This is a genomic window from Allobosea sp. BK604 (assembly GCF_004341515.1).
Classification (GTDB): domain Bacteria; phylum Pseudomonadota; class Alphaproteobacteria; order Rhizobiales; family Beijerinckiaceae; genus Allobosea.
On the sequence record NZ_SLZF01000004.1, the window covers coordinates 398,713 to 415,126 of the forward strand.

The following is a 16,414-nucleotide window of genomic DNA, read 5'->3' on the forward strand; positions in this document are numbered from 1 at the left end:
GCAGCAGGGCCTATTTCAGGTCCGCTTCCTCATAGGTCAGGGCGGTATCGGGCTGCTGCGTGAGGCCTGTCAGGCGCTTGTCGCGACCAGCCACCAGCGTGTTGACCGAGAGGAAGATCCAGGGCGCCTGCTCCCAGACCAGCTTCTGGACCTCGTCATAGGCGAGCTTGCGCTCCTTCGGATCGGCCGTGGACAATCCCTTCTGCAGCGCCGCGTCGACCGTGTCATTCTTGAAATAGGACAGGTTGTAGAGCGCGGGCGGATAGCTGCGGCTCGACAGCAGCGGCCGAAGGGCCCAGTCGGCATCGCCCGTCGAAGGCGCCCAGCTGCCGAAGAACATGCGCACCTCGGCCTCCTCCGGGGTCTTGGCGCCCCAGAGCCGTGTGGTCGCCACGCCCGCCTCGAGCGGGTTGACCGCGACCTTGACCCCGACTTGCGCCAGCTGCTGCTGCAGGAACTGCGAGGCCCGGTTGTTCAGCGTGTTGCTGAAGTTCCAGATCTCGGTCTCGAACCCGTTCGGATAGCCTGCCTCCGCCAGCAGTTGCTTGGCCTTGGCCGGATCATAGGGCCAGACACCCTGCTTGCTGTAGAAAGCGATGCCCGGTGCGACCGGTGCGTCCATGGGAATGCCGAAGCCGTTATAGACGACCTTGACGAAGGCGGTCTTGTCGATCGCGTAGTTCAAGGCCTGCCTGACGCGGACATCGTCGAACGGCTTCTTGCGGGTGTTCAGGGTCGTATACTGGATGACGATCGAAGGCGTCTTGTCGATTGCGAAGCGTTCGTCGCGCTCGATCAGCTGAACCGTCTCAGGGGGGAGGGGAAACACGAACTGGGCTTCGCCGGAGCGCAACAGGGCGAGCCGCGCGCCGCTTTCGGGCACGCTGCGGATCGTGACGCCGTCGAGGCGCGGCAGACCCTGACGCCAGTACTGCGGGTTGCGCGCGGCCTTGAGCGTGTCAGGCGTCCAGCTCGTGAAGACAAACGGGCCTGTGCCGACCGGATGGCGCGAGATTTCCGCACCATATTGCGCGATCGCCTTGGGACTGAGGATCGAGGCGCCGGTATGGGCGAGATAGTTGAGCAACACGCCCGACGGCGCCTTGAGAATGAGGCGGACGGTGAACTCGTCGACGACCTCGACCTTGTCGACAGCCTCCAGCAGACTCTGGCGCTTCAGGCGGTTGGCCGGGTCGCGCAGCCGATCATAGTTCAGTTTGACCGCAGCGGCATCGAACGGCGTGCCGTCATGGAATTTGACACCGCGCCGCAGGTGAACGGTGTACTGGGTCGAGTCGCTATTGACCTCCGTACTCTCGGCCAGCACCGGAACCAGTTTCAGGTCGCGATCGAAGCCATAGAGGCCTTGGAAGAAAAGCCGGCTTGCCGAGAGCGAGACCGAGTCGTTGAGATCCGTCGGGTCTAGACCAAGGATATTGTCGCCGACGCCGACGGTAATCGTCCCTGTTGCCAGCGACGGGCTGGCGACCCCCAAGCGCGGCGGCGACCGCCAGCGACCGAAATGCGTTGCTGATGCGACCGAACGAGATCGGCATGAGGCGACTCCAGATCGTTCTGAAAAAAGAACAGCCCGGAAGTTCTACGATTTCGATGAAATGGAAGTCCATGGCGGCACACGCAATGAAGCTTCCAAATTTCAGCATGGCAAAGAAAATCGTTCTTTTTGCCGACCTGGCGGAGGGAGGCGGCACCAGGTGCCGCCTCCCTCGATCTTGCGGAAGTTCATGTCCGATTGGGCAGAACTTCGCTCCTCATTTCAGCCGCGAGATCGACAGCCGAAATAATCAGCTGCACCCGGTCGTGCTCAAGCAAATTAAATCACGGGGCAGCGATATTATTGAGCTGGTTCAGCGCGTTAGCGCACGGCATACCCTTCGTGGCATATTCCGACTGTCTGAATACGGAATAATGCCGCCCTTTGCGGTCGTGCTCGGTCTCGGCACATACCCGCCAAGCAGGCAACTCGGATCTGTAAACCGGCGAGGGGTAAGCGGGCAGATTTCAACACGAAGGCGCAGTTCAATCCGAGATCGCATTGCTGACGCCGTGCCAGATTTGATCCTTGAGCGCTATGAGCGGAGGCGCAGGGATCGTCACAGGCGGCTCGGCTCGCCTGATGCCGCCGATTGTCAAAGTGGCGATACGGATCTCACCATCAGTGTAGTAGGGATCGCCTTCGCCGTTCCGACCGAACAAGGTTGGGCCCACGCCGGAAATCTGGAAATAATTCTGGACCATCCCGGCCGTGCCGAGGTCCCGCATCAGCAAGTCACGCTCTGCGTCGATGTCGGGTGCAATGTGGTGCGTCACCTGACCGGTATCATGGCTGAAGCCGACACTCCGGTCGAACGTGACCGAGCCGAGCCAGACGGGCCGCCCGTCGCTTCCCTTCTCCAGGACCATCCAGAAGCGCACATGGTGTCTACGATCCGCGCTCGTGCCCTCGGGCTTCTCGAACGCGAGCTGTTCCTTCTTTCCGTCGTAGTACAGCGGGCTGACCGGCGCCTGATGATAGGGACGGTCAAGTACCACGCTGCCGATAATCTCGATGCTGGTCCGCAACGTGATCGGGTCGGCCGGGTACCAACCTGCCGCTTGCATGGCGCGGAGGCCGTCGTCCCTGCTGCCGACGAACCCGACATTGAGCGCATCGCCCGGGATACCGCTTGCGGTCCGGGTCACCATCGGCAGGGATGCGAGGCCCGGCTCATGTTCATGATGACGCCACAGGAAGGGCAGCATCAGATAGGCAAGCAGCAGATAGCCGACGAGCGCCCCGGCGAGGACGATCCACCACCGTCGCCTGCTTGCCATCCGTTCCATTCCTGACAACCCCGGTCGCAGTATCCCCATTTTGCAGAACGGCCGGAATGGTTTCGTCGCGGCCCACGTCCGACCACGATCCACCAGCCCGTTAGCCGAGAGCGACCAGTCGCGTACTCGCAGAGCCAGATCGGTCTCGCCCGGCCGTGCATCTTGACGCCGGCTATGTGCCGACTGTCCAGCCGCAGGTCTCGCAATTAAAAGCTGCGCCGCGGCGGGAAAGTGTGAAATTGCCGCGGGCGCTTCGGACTCCTGATGCGGGCCCTCGCGGGGCGATCGGCTTCTTGAATGCGCTGATCAATCCATAGGTTTCGGGAATTCGGCCCCACCGCTGGTCAGCGGCAGGGGTTTCCTGGGTGAGGCAAATTCCGGGTGGGCGCCCTTTGGGTAGAATCCGAACCAAACTTCGGGAGCGCCTACATCAAGATCATCAACTCGGCATATCAGGAACAGCCGGTGGTCGATCCACACGTGTTGCACTTCAGGCAGGTCCCGTTCCGCACCAGCGTGAAGTTACCGCATTCCGAGCAGCTGTCGCCGACATAGCCCTTCATGATCGCCTCGGCCCGGCGCTCCGATGTGCTGGGCTGCGCGGCGGGAGCCGCGAAGCCGAGCTTGGCCATCTCGGCGTCGCCATAGGCCTCTTCCTGCACCTCCTGCTTCAGCGCCGTGGCGCCGGCTGCGGCATAGCCATGGGCCGCCACAGTCGCCGGGCGCGGCGCGTCGGCTCCGCCGGGGATCAGCATCAGCTTGTCGGCCCGGGAGCGGACGAGGCCCTTCGAGATCGAGGACTGCGCCGCAGTCGCTGCGGCCGCCGCCGTACCCTGGCCGTCACCGCCGCCGAGCCCGATATTGCCGATCTCGGACGGGTCGACATGGGCGAGGTCGTAGCGACCGAGATAGGAGATCGCCAGCTCGCGGAAGACGTAGTCGAGGATCGAGGTCGCGTTCTTGATCGAGTCGTTGCCCTGGACGAAGCCCGCCGGCTCGAAGCGGGTGAAGGTGAAGGCGTCGACATACTCCTCCAGCGGCACGCCGTATTGCAGGCCGAGCGAGACCGAGATGGCGAAGTTGTTGATCAAGGCGCGCAGCGCCGAGCCTTCCTTGTTCATGTCGAGGAAGATCTCGCCGAGGCGGCCGTCATCATATTCGCCGGTGCGCAGGAAGAGCGTGTGGCCGCCGATCTTGGCCTTCTGGGTATAGCCCTTGCGGCGGGTCGGCAGCTTTTCCTGCTCGCGGTTGCGCTCGATGCGCTCGACGATGCGCTCGACGATCTTCTCCGTGACCTGGGTGGCGCGGGCCGCCATCGGCTGCTGCAGCAGCGTCTCGACCGCATCGTCCTCATCGTCCTCGTCGGAGATCAGGGCCGAGTTCAGCGGCTGCGACAGCTTCGAGCCGTCGCGATAGAGGGCGTTGGCCTTCAGCGCCAGCTTCCAGGAGAGCAGATAGGCGCTCTTGCAATCCTCGACGGTGGCGTCGTTCGGCATGTTGATGGTCTTGGAGATCGCGCCCGAGATGAAGGGCTGGGCCGCCGCCATCATGCGGATATGGCTCTCGACCGAGAGATAGCGCTTGCCGATGCGACCGCAGGGATTGGCGCAGTCGAAGACGCTGTAGTGCTCGGGCTTGAGATGCGGGGCGCCTTCCAGCGTCATCGCACCGCAAACATGGACGTTGGCGGCCTCGATCTCGGCCTTGGAGAAGCCGAGGAAGGGCAGGAGCTCGAACGACATGTCGTTGAGCTTCTCGGCTGGGACCTTGAGCTCGCCGGTGAGGAAGTCCTCGCCGAGCGTCCACTTGTTGAAGACGAACTTGATGTCGAAGGCGCTCTTCAGGCCCTTCTCGACCGCGTCGATCTTCTCCTGGCTGAAACCCTTGGCGCGCAGCGAGCTGTGGTTGACGCCCGGCGCCTGGGCCAGCGAGCCATGGCCGACGGCATAGGCCTCGATCTCGGCGATATCCGCCTCGCGATAGCCGAGCGCACGCAGCGCGTCGGGAACGGCGCGGTTGATGATCTTGAAATAGCCGCCGCCGGCGAGCTTCTTGAACTTCACCAGGGCGAAGTCGGGCTCGATGCCGGTGGTGTCGCAATCCATGACGAGGCCGATCGTGCCGGTCGGCGCGATCACGGTCGCCTGGGCGTTGCGGTAGCCGTGCTTCTCGCCGAGCGCGAGCGCCTGGTCCCAGGCCGCCTTGGCATGGGAGGCCAGCGCCGGGCCGGAGCCCCCGAGGCGATTCAGCGTGGCGTGGTCGAGCGGGACCGGCGTGACCTTGAGGCCGTCATAGCCATCGGCCTTGCCATGGGCGGCGGTGCGATGGTTGCGGATGACGCGCAGCATGTGGCTGGCGTTCTTCTTATAGGCAGGGAAGGGGCCGAGCTCGCCCGCCATCTCGGCCGAGGTGGCGTAGGAGATGCCGGTCATGATCGCGGTCAGCGCGCCGGCAAGGGCACGGCCCTCGTCGGAATCGTAGCCGAGGCCCATGGTCATCAGCAGGCCGCCGATATTGGCATAGCCCAGGCCGAGGGTGCGGTACTCGTAGGAGAGCTCGGCGATCTCCTTCGACGGGAACTGCGCCATCGTCACCGAGATCTCGAGCACGACGGTCCAGAGCCGGCACAGATGTTCGTAAGCCGCAACATCGAATGCCTTGGTGTCACGATCGTAGAACTGCAGCAGGTTGGCGGAAGCCAGGTTGCAGGCGGTGTCGTCGAGGAACATGTACTCCGAGCACGGGTTCGAGGCGCGGATGCGTCCCGAGGCCGGGCAGGTGTGCCAGTCATTCATCGTCGAGTTGAAATGCAGGCCGGGATCGGCGCTTGCCCAGGCGGCGTAGCCGATCTTCTCCCAAAGGTCGCGGGCCTTCAGCGTCTTGGTGACCTTGCCGGTGGTACGGGCGGTCAGGTTCCAGTCGCCATCCGTCTCGACCGCGCGCAGGAAGTCGTCGGTCAGCGAGACCGAGTTGTTCGAGTTCTGGCCGGAGACGGTGAGATAGGCCTCCGAATCCCAGTCGGTGTCATAGGTGTCGAAGCCGATCTCGGTATAGCCCTGGCGGGCGAACTGGATGACGCGCTTGATGTAATTGTCCGGCACGGCCGACTTGCGGGCGAGCTTGATCTCGCGCTTCAGGGCCGGGTTCTTCTCCGGATCGAAGCAGGCGTCGCCATCGGCCTCGCAGTTCACGCAGGCCTTCATCACGGCCTTCATGTGCTTCTGGACGAGCTTGGAGCCGGCGACGAGGGCGGCGACCTTCTGCTCCTCCTTCACCTTCCAGTCGATATAGGTCTCGATATCCGGATGGTCGGCATCGACCACGACCATCTTGGCGGCGCGGCGCGTCGTGCCGCCCGACTTGATCGCGCCGGCGGCGCGGTCGCCGATCTTGAGGAAGGACATCAGGCCGGAGGAGCGGCCGCCGCCGGCGAGCTTCTCGCCTTCGCCGCGCAGCATCGAGAAGTTCGAGCCGGTGCCGGAGCCATATTTGAAGAGACGGGCTTCGCGGACCCACAGGTCCATGATGCCGCCTTCGTTGACGAGATCGTCCTGCACGCCCTGGATGAAGCAGGCATGCGGCTGCGGGTGCTCGTAGCTCGACTTCGACTTCACCAGCTTGCCGGTCTTGAAGTCGACGTAGAAATGGCCCTGGCTGGGACCGTCGATGCCATAGGCCCAGTGCAGGCCGGTATTGAACCATTGCGGCGAGTTGGGCGCGACCATCTGGCTGGCGAGCATGAAGCGCAGCTCGTCATGGAAGGCGGCGGCATCCTCCTCGGAGGAGAAATAGCCGCCCTTCCAGCCCCAATAGGTCCAGCAGCCGGCGAGCCGGTCGAAGACCTGCTTGGAGGAAATCTCGGAGCCGTAGCGCTCGCCCTCGGGCAGCTTGGCCAGAGCGGCCTCGTCGGCAACTGAGCGCCAGAGGAAGGACGGGACGTCGTTCTCCTCGACCTTCTTCAGGCGGGCGGGCACGCCGGCCTTGCGGAAATACTTCTGGGCCAGCACGTCGCTGGCGACCTGCGACCAATCTTCCGGAACCTCGATACCCTCGAGGCGGAACACGATCGAGCCGTCGGGATTTCGGATCTCGCTGACGGCCGAACGGAAGGGGATCGCCTGATAGGGCGAGGTTCCGGCGGAGGTATAGCGGCGCTCGATGCGCATAATGATCGTCCCCAATGCATGCCGCGGGCATTTATGCCCCGCGCGGCCGGTTGATCACCGGCTCCAATGTCAGCCCAACTCGGTTTGATGCCCCTGGGTCCTGCGGCGGTGTGGCCCCGCCGTCAGGCTCCGGATGCGGCCAGCAGGACCGCACGTCGCCGTTCGCTGCCGCCGTGTTGGCGCGCCGCGCGGTAAACGTCTCGACCCCTCTGGGAACTCTTTTGCGGGTGTCGAAGGCGTCTCCGCCAGCCGTCACGCGACCGTCAAAAACTAGTCCCGTTTGGGTCGCGGCGTCAAGGATTAGTGTCCGGCAAACTCTGTGGACACGACATCTTGTAGGTAGATGTGAGTTCTGGGGATAAGTTTCAAGGCCCCGGCTAAGCCTTCGGAATCACGTGAGGAATCACGACGGCCCGGGGAGAGTGGGCGATCCCGGGCGATGAGGAAAGGCTAAAATTCTCAACAACTATAGTTAGCCGGTGGTGAATCCGGCCGGTCGGATCACTCCAACGCAAGCTCGGTCTGCACGGGCCCGGCCAAGTCACTGGAGACAGAGACTCTTCGGCCTTTCCGGCTCTGCGCCGGCACAGGTTCGATCATGGTCGAATCATGGCGCGGCGACGTCAGCAGCTGGGCGAGAGTATTCGCGCAGGCGGCGAGCGCGGCCGAATCCTGGGCCGCCTTCGCTTGCGCCATGGCGCCGGAACAGGCAGCGACGATGGTGCTGGCGAGCGCCTCGGCATCTCCGGGCGCATCGTCCTCGCGCAGCTTCGCGGCGATGGCGCTGCGCCAGGCGGCGAAGAGATGTGCCGCAACAGTGCGGAAATCGGGATCGGCGAGGGCGAGCTCGCTGGCCATGTTGCCGAGCGGACAGCCGCGCACCGCGCCGCGCCGGTCGAGTTCGGAGCGGATGGCGGCAAGAACCTGCACGATGCCCTCGCGCGCGCTCGCCGCCTCGCGCACGGGCGCGATCCATGTCATCTCGACCGCCGGCGCCACGCGTTCGCGCAGGACGGCGAGGCCGAGCGCCTTCTTCGTCGGGAAATGATGATGCAAGGCGCCACCGCTGAGGCCGCTGAGCCGGAGCAGGTCCTGAACGCTGGTGGCATGGTAGCCGCCCGCCTGGAAGGCCTCGAAGGCGGTATCGAGGATGCGGCGGCGCACGCCCTCGGGATCATTGCTGCGGATGCGCCCGGCCATGTTCGCTCCTGACGTGGGTTGTCACTCTAGCGCCCCGATAAAACAAGACAACCTGTTTGTTCCTAAAACAGGATGATCAACCTGTTCACGAGAGGTAAATGCGTCGATGCTGGACGACCGGAGTGAGCGACCGCGGGACCGGGTCTTCGAGCTACGGCGCTATCGGCTCGTGCCGGGGCAGCGCGAGACGTTGATTGAGCTGTTCGACCGCGAATTCGTCGAGACGCAGGAGGCGGTCGGGATGAGCGTGGTCGGCCAGTTCCGCGATCTCGACAAGCCCGACCATTTCGTCTGGTTCCGCGGCTTTCCGGATATGGAACGGCGGAAGCAGGCCCTGACGGGCTTCTATACGGGATCGGTCTGGGCGGAGCATGGGCCGGCAGCGAATGCGACGATGCTCGACTCGAAGGACGTGCTGCTGCTCAAGCCGGCGGCAGGGCGGGAGGCCTTTGCGGAGGCGGGTGTCGAGCGTCCGGCGCCGGGTGGCGGCGATGACAGGGCGGGACCGCTCTGGCTCGTCGCCATCCATCATCTCCTGCCGGCGACCCGCGAGGTAGACGCGGTCGCTCTGGCGGATGCCGTTGGCGAGGCTGCTCGGGCTCTGGGTGCCCGTATCGCGGCCAGCCTGGTCAGTGAGCATGCGCCAAATACTTTCCTCCGCCTGCCGGTACGCGAGGGCGAGACCGTCGTGGTGACGGTGCTGCGGCCTGGCGGCGTTTCCGAGCCGGCCCGGCTGATCGCGGCCTTGCAACCGAGCAGCGCTGCGCTCGGTCGCTTCGCCGCCCTGGTGGCCCGGCCGCCCGAGATCTCTCGCCTGATGCCGACAGCCCGCTCGCTCCTGCGCTAGAGAACTTCCGCGCTTCTTCGCATCGCGAAAATTCTCACGCGAACCCGTATCGACTTCACTCGAAAATGCGCTGGGCCGCTTCAGAACGTCGCCTCTGCGCCGTGCAGACTGGACAGGGGCGGGCGCTGACGCCATAAGTCGCGCGAGCCCGAGCCGAGCGGACGAGAGCGATGAATCAGACGCTGCTGCAAATCTTCACCTGGTGGAATGGCCAGACCATGGGCACCCGTTTCCACACCTGGCGCTTCGGCGAGAAGGTCGGCGAGGACGAGTTCGGCAATGTCTATTACCGCACCAAGGGGGGGGTGAAGGACAAGGCGCTCGGCATCCAGCGCCGCTGGGTCGTCTATAATGGCGAGGCCGAGGCTTCCAAGGTTCCGCCCGGCTGGAATGGCTGGCTGCATCACACCGTCGATGTCGCGCCTTCCGAGGAGCATTATCAGCCGCGCGAGTGGCAGCAGCCGCATGAGCAGAACTGGACCGGCACCGCGCTGGCTTATCGGCCCCCGGGCTCGACCCTCGGCGAGAACAAGACCCCGCCGGCGACCGGCGACTACGAGGCCTGGACGCCCGGGCGCTGAAGCCTCCGCACTGATTTCCTGAATGAAAGAACCCGCGGATCCGATTGGATCCGCGGGTTCTTTGCTTTCGCGTATGCCCCGGCGTCAGGCGCCGCCGACGAAATCGATCAGCAGCTTCACGTTCAGCGCCGCGATCACCACGGCGATCAGGACGGCGAAGGCGACGAGCCAGCGCGGCGCGACCAGTTCGCCCATCTTCTTCCTGTCGGCGGTGAACATCACGAGCGGGAAGACGGCGAAGGAGAGCTGCAGGCTGAGCACGACCTGGGTCAGGATCAGGAGCCGGGCCGTGCCGCTGTCGCCATACCAGATCGTCACCGCCGCGGCAGGGACGATGGCGATGCCGCGAGTGATCAGGCGGCGCAGCCAGGGCGCGAGCTTGATCTTGAGGAAGCCCTCCATGACGATCTGGCCGGCGAGCGTCGCGGTCACCGTCGAGTTGATGCCGCAGCAGAGCAGGGCGATGCCGAAGAGCGTCGGCGCGACCGCGAGGCCGAGCAGCGGCCCGAGCAACTGATGCGCCTCGCCGAGCTCGGCCACCTCGGTCTGGCCGGTCTTGTGGAAGGTCGCCGCGGCCAGGATTAGGATCGAGGCGTTGATCAGCAGCGCGAACATCAGCGCGACCGTCGAATCGATCGTCGCGTATTTCAGCGCCTGGCGCTTCTCGGGCAGGGTCTCGCCATAGGCGCGGGTCTGCACGATGCCGGAATGAAGGTAGAGGTTATGCGGCATCACGGTGGCGCCGAGGATGCCGAGCGCGAGATAGAGCATCTCCGGGTTGGTGACGATCTCGGTCGTCGGCGCAAAGCCACGGATCACCTGGCCCCAGTTCGGATCGGCAAGCGCGATCTGGATCGCGAAGCAGATGGCGATGACGCCGAGCAAGGTGATGATCAGCGCCTCGACCCAGCGGAAGCCGAGCCGCTGCAAATAAAGGATCAGGAAGACGTCCAAGGCGGTGATGATCACGCCGATCTCGAGCGGGATGCCGAAGATCAGGTTGAGGCCGATCGCCGTGCCGATCACCTCGGCGATATCGGTCGCGATGATCGCGATCTCGGCGAGGAACCAGAGCATGAAGGCGACGGGCCGGGGGAAGGCATCGCGGCAGGCCTGGGCGAGATCGCGACCCGAGGCAATCGCCAGCCGGGCGCAGAGCGATTGCAGCACGATCGCCATGATGTTGGAGACCAGCGCGACGACGAGCAGCGCGTAGCCGAACTTCGAGCCGCCGGCGAGCGAGGTCGCCCAGTTGCCGGGATCCATATAGCCGACAGCGACGAGATACCCCGGACCGACGAACGCGGCGGCGCGGCGCCAGCCGGGCCCGGTGGAGCGCACCGCGATCGAGCGATGCACATCGGCGAGCGAGGCTTCGCCCCGATCCGTCCGCCAGCCTTCGGGCACTCTCTCAACACGCGCATCCATGGTCTCGTCCCATCCTGCAACTGCAATCCATTCGCAAGATACACAGTTGCAAATAGTTCGCAAGAGCGGTTGGCCGTCTAAGGCATGCGCCGATGGCGATTTGGCCATGCAGGAGCGAGGAGGGGGCAGAAACGCGAGGATGACTGAAAGGATCACGCAACTTGCGGGCTTTCGCCCTTTTTTCGCTGCGAATGCCATGTTAAGCGGCAACCACCCGCGCGGGCGCGGGCAGGAGAGATTCGTAGCGCCGATGCGGGCCTTCAGCAGATTGTCAAAGGTGCCGGCCCTTGCCGCGCCAGCCCTGGTAGCGCTTCTGGCCGCCGCGCCGGCGCAGGCCGACCGCATCCGCAACCCGACCGCGGTCTTCGCCGGGCTCGACAAGATCACCGGGCGGATCATCTCCTTCGAAGTCGCGATCGACGAGACGGTGCAGTTCGGCGCCCTGCAGATCACGCCACGCGTCTGCTGGACGCGGCCACCGACCGAGACGCCGCAGACCGACGCCTTCACCGAGGTCGACGAGGTCACGTTCAACAACGAATACCGCCGCATCTTCACCGGCTGGATGTATGCGGCGAGCCCCGGCCTGCACGGCGTCGAGCATCCGATCTACGATGTCTGGCTGACCGACTGCAAAGGCGGCACCGAGCTGGTGGTCGATCCGAAGGAGCCGGAGGCACCGCCTCCGCCCGAGGAGGCGCGCCGGCCGCCGCGCACGCCGAATCCGCGCGACGTCAACCAGTCGCCGGCTCCTGGCCAGCGCATCGATGTCGAGCCGCCGCGCGGCGTTCCCGTGCAGCCGCGACAGACGCCGAGCCAGCGCTTCTTCCCGACCAATCCGGCGCAAGGTCGCGACCCGACCGGCGGCAACTGACGATTCATCGATACGCTACCGGGGCAGCAGCTTCAGGTCAGCGGCGCAAGCATGATCGAAGCGCTGAAACGGCCCTATCCTAAGGCAGTTCAGCCAGTGCCTCGCGCCCGTTGACCTGGCGGCCCTGCGGCCAGGACCACCAGTCGGCTTTGCGCTCGGTCGCGGCTTCGAGCAGCATCCGATAGGCCTCGCGCGGCACTTCCTGCGTGCCGAACTGGGCGAGATGGCTCGTCTGGAACTGAGCGTCGAGCAGCCGGTAGCCGCCATGGCGCAGCCGGGCGACGAGATGGACCAGCGCGACCTTCGAGGCGTCGGTCGCGCGGTGGAACATGCTCTCGCCGAAGAAGGCCGCGCCGAGCGAAAGCCCATAGAGCCCCCCGACCAATCGCCCCTCGCGCCAGCATTCGACGCTATGGGCATGGCCGAGGCGATGGAGCGCGCTGAAGAGCTCCCTGATCCTGGTGTTGATCCAGGTTTCCGGCCGGTCGGGCCGCTCCTCGGCGCAAGCGGCGATGACCTCGTCGAAGGCGCTGTCCACCCTGATCTCGAACAGGTCGGCCCGGACCGTGCGGGCGAGCCGCGACGGCACATGGAAACGGTCGAGCGGGATGACGCCGCGGATTTCGGGCTCGACCCAGAACAGGCTCGGGTCGTCAGCACTTTCCGCCATCGGAAAGATGCCGGCGGCATAGGCGCGCAGGATGATCTCGGTGGTGATCACCGGCGCGCGAATGGGCACTGAACGGGCCTTCATGCGGTGATGGGAGCGCGGGCGTGCGCCTAAGTCAAACGTTGAATGACGCCCCGTCGCTCCTGGGCGCAGCTGCCGCGTTCGTCATGCCCGGCCTTGTCTCGTCTCGAACGCCGCAGGTGACCGGCGAAGACGTGACTGGTCGCCGCGAGGGCGACCATGGCGGCGGCGGACGACGCCCTATTGCCCTTCCGGCCCCATGCCACCGGCGGCCAGGAACTTCTCCAGCCAGTGGATATTGTAGTCGCCGTTGAGGATGTCGGGGTTGCGCACCAGGGTCCGGAACAGCGGCAAGGTGGTCTCGACGCCGTCGACGACGAACTCGTCGAGCGAGCGGCGCAGGCGCATCAGGCATTCGGCCCGGTTGCGGCCATGGACGATCAGCTTGCCGACGAGCGAATCGTAATGCGGCGGGATCGAGTAGCCCTGATAGGCGGCCGAATCGACGCGCACGCCAAGGCCGCCCGGCGTATGGAACGAGGCGATGCGGCCGGGCGAGGGCCGGAAGTTCGCCGGATGCTCGGCATTGACCCGGCATTCGATGGCATGGCCCTCGATGACGATGTCCTTCTGCGTGATCGAGAGCGCGGCGCCCGCGGCGATGCGGATCTGCTCGTTGACGAGGTCGATGCCGGTGATCATCTCGGTGACCGGGTGCTCGACCTGGATGCGCGTGTTCATCTCGATGAAGTAGAACTCGCCATCCTCGTAGAGGAATTCGATTGTGCCGGCGCCGAGATAGCCGAGATCGGCCATCGCCTTGGCGCAGACGGCGCCGATCCGGTCACGCTCGCCGGCATTGAGCGCAGGCGAGGGGCCTTCCTCCCAGACCTTCTGGTGGCGGCGCTGCAGCGAGCAGTCGCGCTCGCCGAGATGGATGGCGCGGCCCTGGCCGTCGCCTAGCACCTGGATCTCGATATGGCGCGGCTTCTCGAGATATTTCTCGATATAGACAGCGTCGTCGCCAAAGGCGGCCTTGGCCTCGGTGCGGGCCGTCTGCAGCGCGACGACGAGGTCATCCTCGTTGCGCGCCACCTTCATGCCGCGCCCGCCGCCGCCGGCCGCTGCCTTGATGATGACGGGGAAACCGATCTCGCGGGCGATGCGCAAGGCCTCGGCGTCCTCGGTGACGCCGCCCTCGGAGCCAGGCACGCAGGGAATGCCCAGGCGCTTGGCGGTGCGCTTGGCTTCGATCTTGTCGCCCATCACCCGGATATGCTCGGCCTTGGGACCGATGAAGGTGATGTTGTGGCGCTCCAGGATCTCGGCGAAGCGGGCATTCTCGGAGAGGAAGCCATAGCCTGGATGGACCGCGTCGGCGCCGGTGATCTCGCAGGCGGCGATCAGGGCGGGGATATTGAGATAGCTCTCGCGCGCCGGCGGCGGGCCGATGCAGACACTCTCGTCGGCGAGGCGCACATGCATGGCGTTGGCGTCGGCAGTGGAATGCACCGCGACGGTGGCGATGCCGAGCTCCTTGGCAGCGCGCAGGACGCGCAGCGCGATCTCTCCGCGATTGGCGATCAGGATCTTGTCGAACATCTTCGGCCCGTCCGCGCCCGGAAGCCCGCTCACTCGATCACCAGGAGCGGCTCGCCGTATTCGACCGGCTGCCCGTCCTCGACCATGATCGCGGTAACCTTGCCGGCCCGCGGCGCGACGATGTCGTTGAAGGTTTTCATCGCCTCGACCAGGAGCACGCGCTCGCCGGCCTTCACCTCCTGGCCGATCTCGACGAAGGGCTTGGCCTCCGGCGAGGGGCGACGATAGGCGGTGCCAACCATCGGCGAGGTCACGGCGCCGGGATGGGCGGCGGCGGGCTTGTTCGGGTCGAGCGGGGCGGCAACAGCGACAGCAGCCGGAGCAGCGATCGGGGCGGCGGCCGCCATCGGCACCTGCACGGTCGCCGTGATGGTACGGGCGACGCGGACGCGCAGATCGCCCTTCTCGACCTCGATCTCGGAGAGATCGGTCTCGTTGAGAAGCTGCGCCAGCTCGCGCACCAGTTCGGGGTCGATCGGGCTCTTGGTCGCCATGGCGGGTTTCACCGTCCTCGTTTCAGTGTCAGGGGCGGGCGCCGACCGGGCGGCCCGGAATTCTCAAAGCCGCTCAGGCAGCAGACTTGGCCGCGCGCTTCTGCAGCAACGGCACGATCGCGTCGAAAGCAAGGTCGTAGCCGGCGGCGCCGAAGCCGCAAATCACGCCGACGCAGACGGGCGCCATATAGGAATGGTGCCGGAACTCCTCACGCGCATGCACATTCGAGACATGGAGCTCGATGGCGAGGGCATCGACACCCTTGATCGCGTCTCGGATCGCCACGGAAGTATGGGTGTATGCGCCGGCATTGATGACGATGCCTGCGCCGGCGAGGCCCGCCTGCTGGATATGGGTGACGAGTTCGCCCTCGTAATTGGTCTGGCGGAAGACCAGCTCGACGCCGGCGGCGGCGGCGCGCGCCTTCAGCCGCTCCTCGACATCGGCTAGCGTCACCGAGCCATAGGTTCCGGGTTCGCGGGTGCCGAGCAGATTGAGATTGGGACCGTTGAGGACGTGGACGGCGACCATGATGCGGATCGATTCCTGAACCGCCAATATGCGGCAACGCGTCCTCTTAAACGGAACCCAAGAGCAGGGGAAGCCTGAGAAGACCATGCCCGGGCTGTGGAAAAGGCGCGGGAACCGGGTTCCCGCGCCTCTCGCGTGACGGTGGTTGAAGAAGGAATGGGCGGACGTTCAGCCGCTACAGGTCGCCTTGCCGCATTTGCGGACGGCGTCGATCTTGGCCTTCAGGGCGGCCGAGCCGACCGCGCCGAAGACAACTTCGTCGCCGACGATGAAGGCGGGGGTGCCGGTGAGGCCGAGCCTGTCGCCCAGCGCAACGGTGTCCTCGATCACGGCCTTCGTCGTCGGCGCATCCATCTCCTTGCGGACCCGGTCGAGATCGGCGCCGTATTCCTTGGCGATCTCAAGCGCCTTGGCGCCGTTGACCCGGCCCTTGGTCGCCATCAGCTTGTTGTGGAAATCCCAATACTTCTGGCCCTGGAGCTGGTTCTTGACCGCAATGGCGACGCGGCTGGCTTCGACCGAATCGGGTCCGAGGATCGGAAAATCCTTGATCACGATCTTCAGCTTCGGATCGTCCTTGGCGAGCGAGCGGACATCGTCGAGAGCGCGTTTGCAGAAGCCGCAATTGTAATCCATGAACTCGATCAGAGTCACGTCGCCCTGCGGATTGGCCGCGATGACCGAGGTCGCCGGATCGATGAGCTTGTCCTTCTCGGCGGCGACGGCATTGCGCTGGGCCTCGGCCTGGGCGACCTGGTTGCGCCGCTCCAGCTCGATCATCGCTTCCTGGATGATCTCCGGGTTCTTCAGCAGGGTCTCGCGGATGAGGTCGACCATCGCCTGGCGCTGCTCGGGCGTGAGCGCAGGGCTCTGGGCCTTGACGGGGATCGCCGCCAGGGAGACGGCGAGACCCGCCATCCCGAGCGCGAGTGCACCGCGCCGGAAGCCTGCCTGCGCAAGGCGAAGCAGCGTGAACAGGACCATGTCATCATCCTTTCGAGCACACCGCCGCAGCGCGGCCGGCATTTCGAGCCTATCACAAATCAACGCGTCTTCTCGGCCCTTGCCGCGGCAGCGTCAAATCACAGCTTTGCCAGCAGTTGCGGCGGCAGGATGGCTCGGCTAGGCCAACGGCACCGCGCGCTCTCCATCGCGCGGCGAAAA

13 protein-coding genes are annotated in these 16,414 nt (G+C 65.3%); 3 read left to right on the plus strand and 10 right to left on the minus strand.

Features of this window, described 5'->3' with window-relative positions; translation table 11 throughout:
• Positions 1-10: 10 nt before the first annotated feature.
• From EV560_RS14905 to EV560_RS14920, 4 genes are all read right to left on the minus strand, one after another.
• Positions 11-1,495 carry a glutathione ABC transporter substrate-binding protein gene (locus EV560_RS14905; protein ID WP_131856555.1) on the minus strand — a complete coding sequence of 495 codons (1,485 nt, stop codon included), beginning with the start codon at positions 1,493-1,495 and terminating at the stop codon, positions 11-13.
• 545 nt (positions 1,496-2,040) lie between these two features.
• Positions 2,041-2,844 (minus strand): LssY C-terminal domain-containing protein, encoded by an 804-nt coding sequence (locus EV560_RS14910; RefSeq protein WP_465247008.1) that lies wholly within the window; start codon positions 2,842-2,844, stop codon positions 2,041-2,043.
• Between the two features lie 443 nt (positions 2,845-3,287).
• Positions 3,288-7,001: a vitamin B12-dependent ribonucleotide reductase gene (locus EV560_RS14915; RefSeq protein ID WP_131856556.1), complete on the minus strand. Its 3,714-nt coding sequence runs from the start codon at positions 6,999-7,001 to the stop codon at positions 3,288-3,290.
• Positions 7,002-7,502: 501 nt separating this feature from the next.
• Positions 7,503-8,201: a TetR/AcrR family transcriptional regulator gene (locus tag EV560_RS14920; protein ID WP_131856557.1), complete on the minus strand. Its 699-nt coding sequence runs from the start codon at positions 8,199-8,201 to the stop codon at positions 7,503-7,505.
• Positions 8,202-8,307: 106 nt separating this feature from the next.
• Here EV560_RS14920 and EV560_RS14925 point away from each other — a divergent pair, with 106 nt between their 5' ends.
• Together EV560_RS14925 and EV560_RS14930 are read left to right on the plus strand one after the other, a co-directional pair.
• Positions 8,308-9,048, plus strand: coding sequence for an NIPSNAP family protein (locus EV560_RS14925; RefSeq protein ID WP_131856558.1), 741 nt, complete (start codon positions 8,308-8,310; stop codon positions 9,046-9,048).
• Positions 9,049-9,218: 170 nt separating this feature from the next.
• Complete coding sequence (locus EV560_RS14930; protein WP_131856559.1) at positions 9,219-9,629, plus strand: NADH:ubiquinone oxidoreductase subunit NDUFA12; 411 nt, start codon at positions 9,219-9,221, stop codon at positions 9,627-9,629.
• A gap of 84 nt (positions 9,630-9,713) precedes the next feature.
• On the opposite strand, the gene EV560_RS14935 is transcribed toward EV560_RS14930, so the two are convergent.
• The gene (locus tag EV560_RS14935; RefSeq protein ID WP_131856560.1) at positions 9,714-11,057 is read right to left on the minus strand and encodes an Nramp family divalent metal transporter; all 1,344 of its coding nucleotides are present in this window, start codon (positions 11,055-11,057) and stop codon (positions 9,714-9,716) included.
• Positions 11,058-11,325: 268 nt separating this feature from the next.
• Between EV560_RS14935 and EV560_RS14940 the strand changes: the two genes are divergently transcribed.
• A complete protein-coding gene (locus EV560_RS14940) occupies positions 11,326-11,931 on the plus strand; it encodes a DUF2155 domain-containing protein (RefSeq protein WP_248312072.1) in 606 nt (201 codons plus the stop codon).
• A gap of 79 nt (positions 11,932-12,010) precedes the next feature.
• Here EV560_RS14940 and aat read toward each other — a convergent pair whose 3' ends face one another.
• From aat to EV560_RS14965, 5 genes are all read right to left on the minus strand, one after another.
• Positions 12,011-12,685, minus strand: a complete 675-nt coding sequence (gene aat, locus EV560_RS14945) for a leucyl/phenylalanyl-tRNA--protein transferase (RefSeq protein WP_131856562.1) — start codon at positions 12,683-12,685, stop codon at positions 12,011-12,013.
• Between the two features lie 177 nt (positions 12,686-12,862).
• Entirely contained in the window at positions 12,863-14,224 is a 1,362-nt protein-coding gene (gene accC, locus EV560_RS14950) for an acetyl-CoA carboxylase biotin carboxylase subunit (RefSeq protein WP_131856563.1), read from the minus strand.
• 29 nt (positions 14,225-14,253) lie between these two features.
• Complete coding sequence (gene accB / locus EV560_RS14955; RefSeq protein WP_131856564.1) at positions 14,254-14,718, minus strand: acetyl-CoA carboxylase biotin carboxyl carrier protein; 465 nt, start codon at positions 14,716-14,718, stop codon at positions 14,254-14,256.
• A gap of 73 nt (positions 14,719-14,791) precedes the next feature.
• A complete protein-coding gene (gene aroQ, locus EV560_RS14960; protein ID WP_131856565.1) occupies positions 14,792-15,250 on the minus strand; it encodes a type II 3-dehydroquinate dehydratase in 459 nt (152 codons plus the stop codon).
• 168 nt (positions 15,251-15,418) lie between these two features.
• Complete coding sequence (locus EV560_RS14965; protein WP_131856566.1) at positions 15,419-16,234, minus strand: DsbA family protein; 816 nt, start codon at positions 16,232-16,234, stop codon at positions 15,419-15,421.
• Between the last annotated feature and the right edge of the window lie 180 nt (positions 16,235-16,414).

Excerpts from the sequence above, each read along its gene's own strand:
- EV560_RS14910 (WP_465247008.1), bottom strand. The coding sequence starts at position 2,844 with ATGGAACGGATGGCAAGCAGGCGACGGTGGTGGATCGTCCTCGCCGGG.
- EV560_RS14915 (WP_131856556.1), bottom strand. The coding sequence starts at position 7,001 with ATGCGCATCGAGCGCCGCTATACCTCCGCCGGAACCTCGCCCTATCAG.
- EV560_RS14920 (WP_131856557.1), bottom strand. The coding sequence starts at position 8,201 with ATGGCCGGGCGCATCCGCAGCAATGATCCCGAGGGCGTGCGCCGCCGC.
- EV560_RS14925 (WP_131856558.1), top strand. The coding sequence starts at position 8,308 with ATGCTGGACGACCGGAGTGAGCGACCGCGGGACCGGGTCTTCGAGCTA.
- EV560_RS14930 (WP_131856559.1), top strand. The coding sequence starts at position 9,219 with ATGAATCAGACGCTGCTGCAAATCTTCACCTGGTGGAATGGCCAGACC.
- EV560_RS14935 (WP_131856560.1), bottom strand. The coding sequence starts at position 11,057 with ATGGATGCGCGTGTTGAGAGAGTGCCCGAAGGCTGGCGGACGGATCGG.
- aat (WP_131856562.1), bottom strand. The coding sequence starts at position 12,685 with ATGAAGGCCCGTTCAGTGCCCATTCGCGCGCCGGTGATCACCACCGAG.
- accC (WP_131856563.1), bottom strand. The coding sequence starts at position 14,224 with ATGTTCGACAAGATCCTGATCGCCAATCGCGGAGAGATCGCGCTGCGC.
- accB (WP_131856564.1), bottom strand. The coding sequence starts at position 14,718 with ATGGCGACCAAGAGCCCGATCGACCCCGAACTGGTGCGCGAGCTGGCG.
- aroQ (WP_131856565.1), bottom strand. The coding sequence starts at position 15,250 with ATGGTCGCCGTCCACGTCCTCAACGGTCCCAATCTCAATCTGCTCGGC.
- EV560_RS14965 (WP_131856566.1), bottom strand. The coding sequence starts at position 16,234 with ATGGTCCTGTTCACGCTGCTTCGCCTTGCGCAGGCAGGCTTCCGGCGC.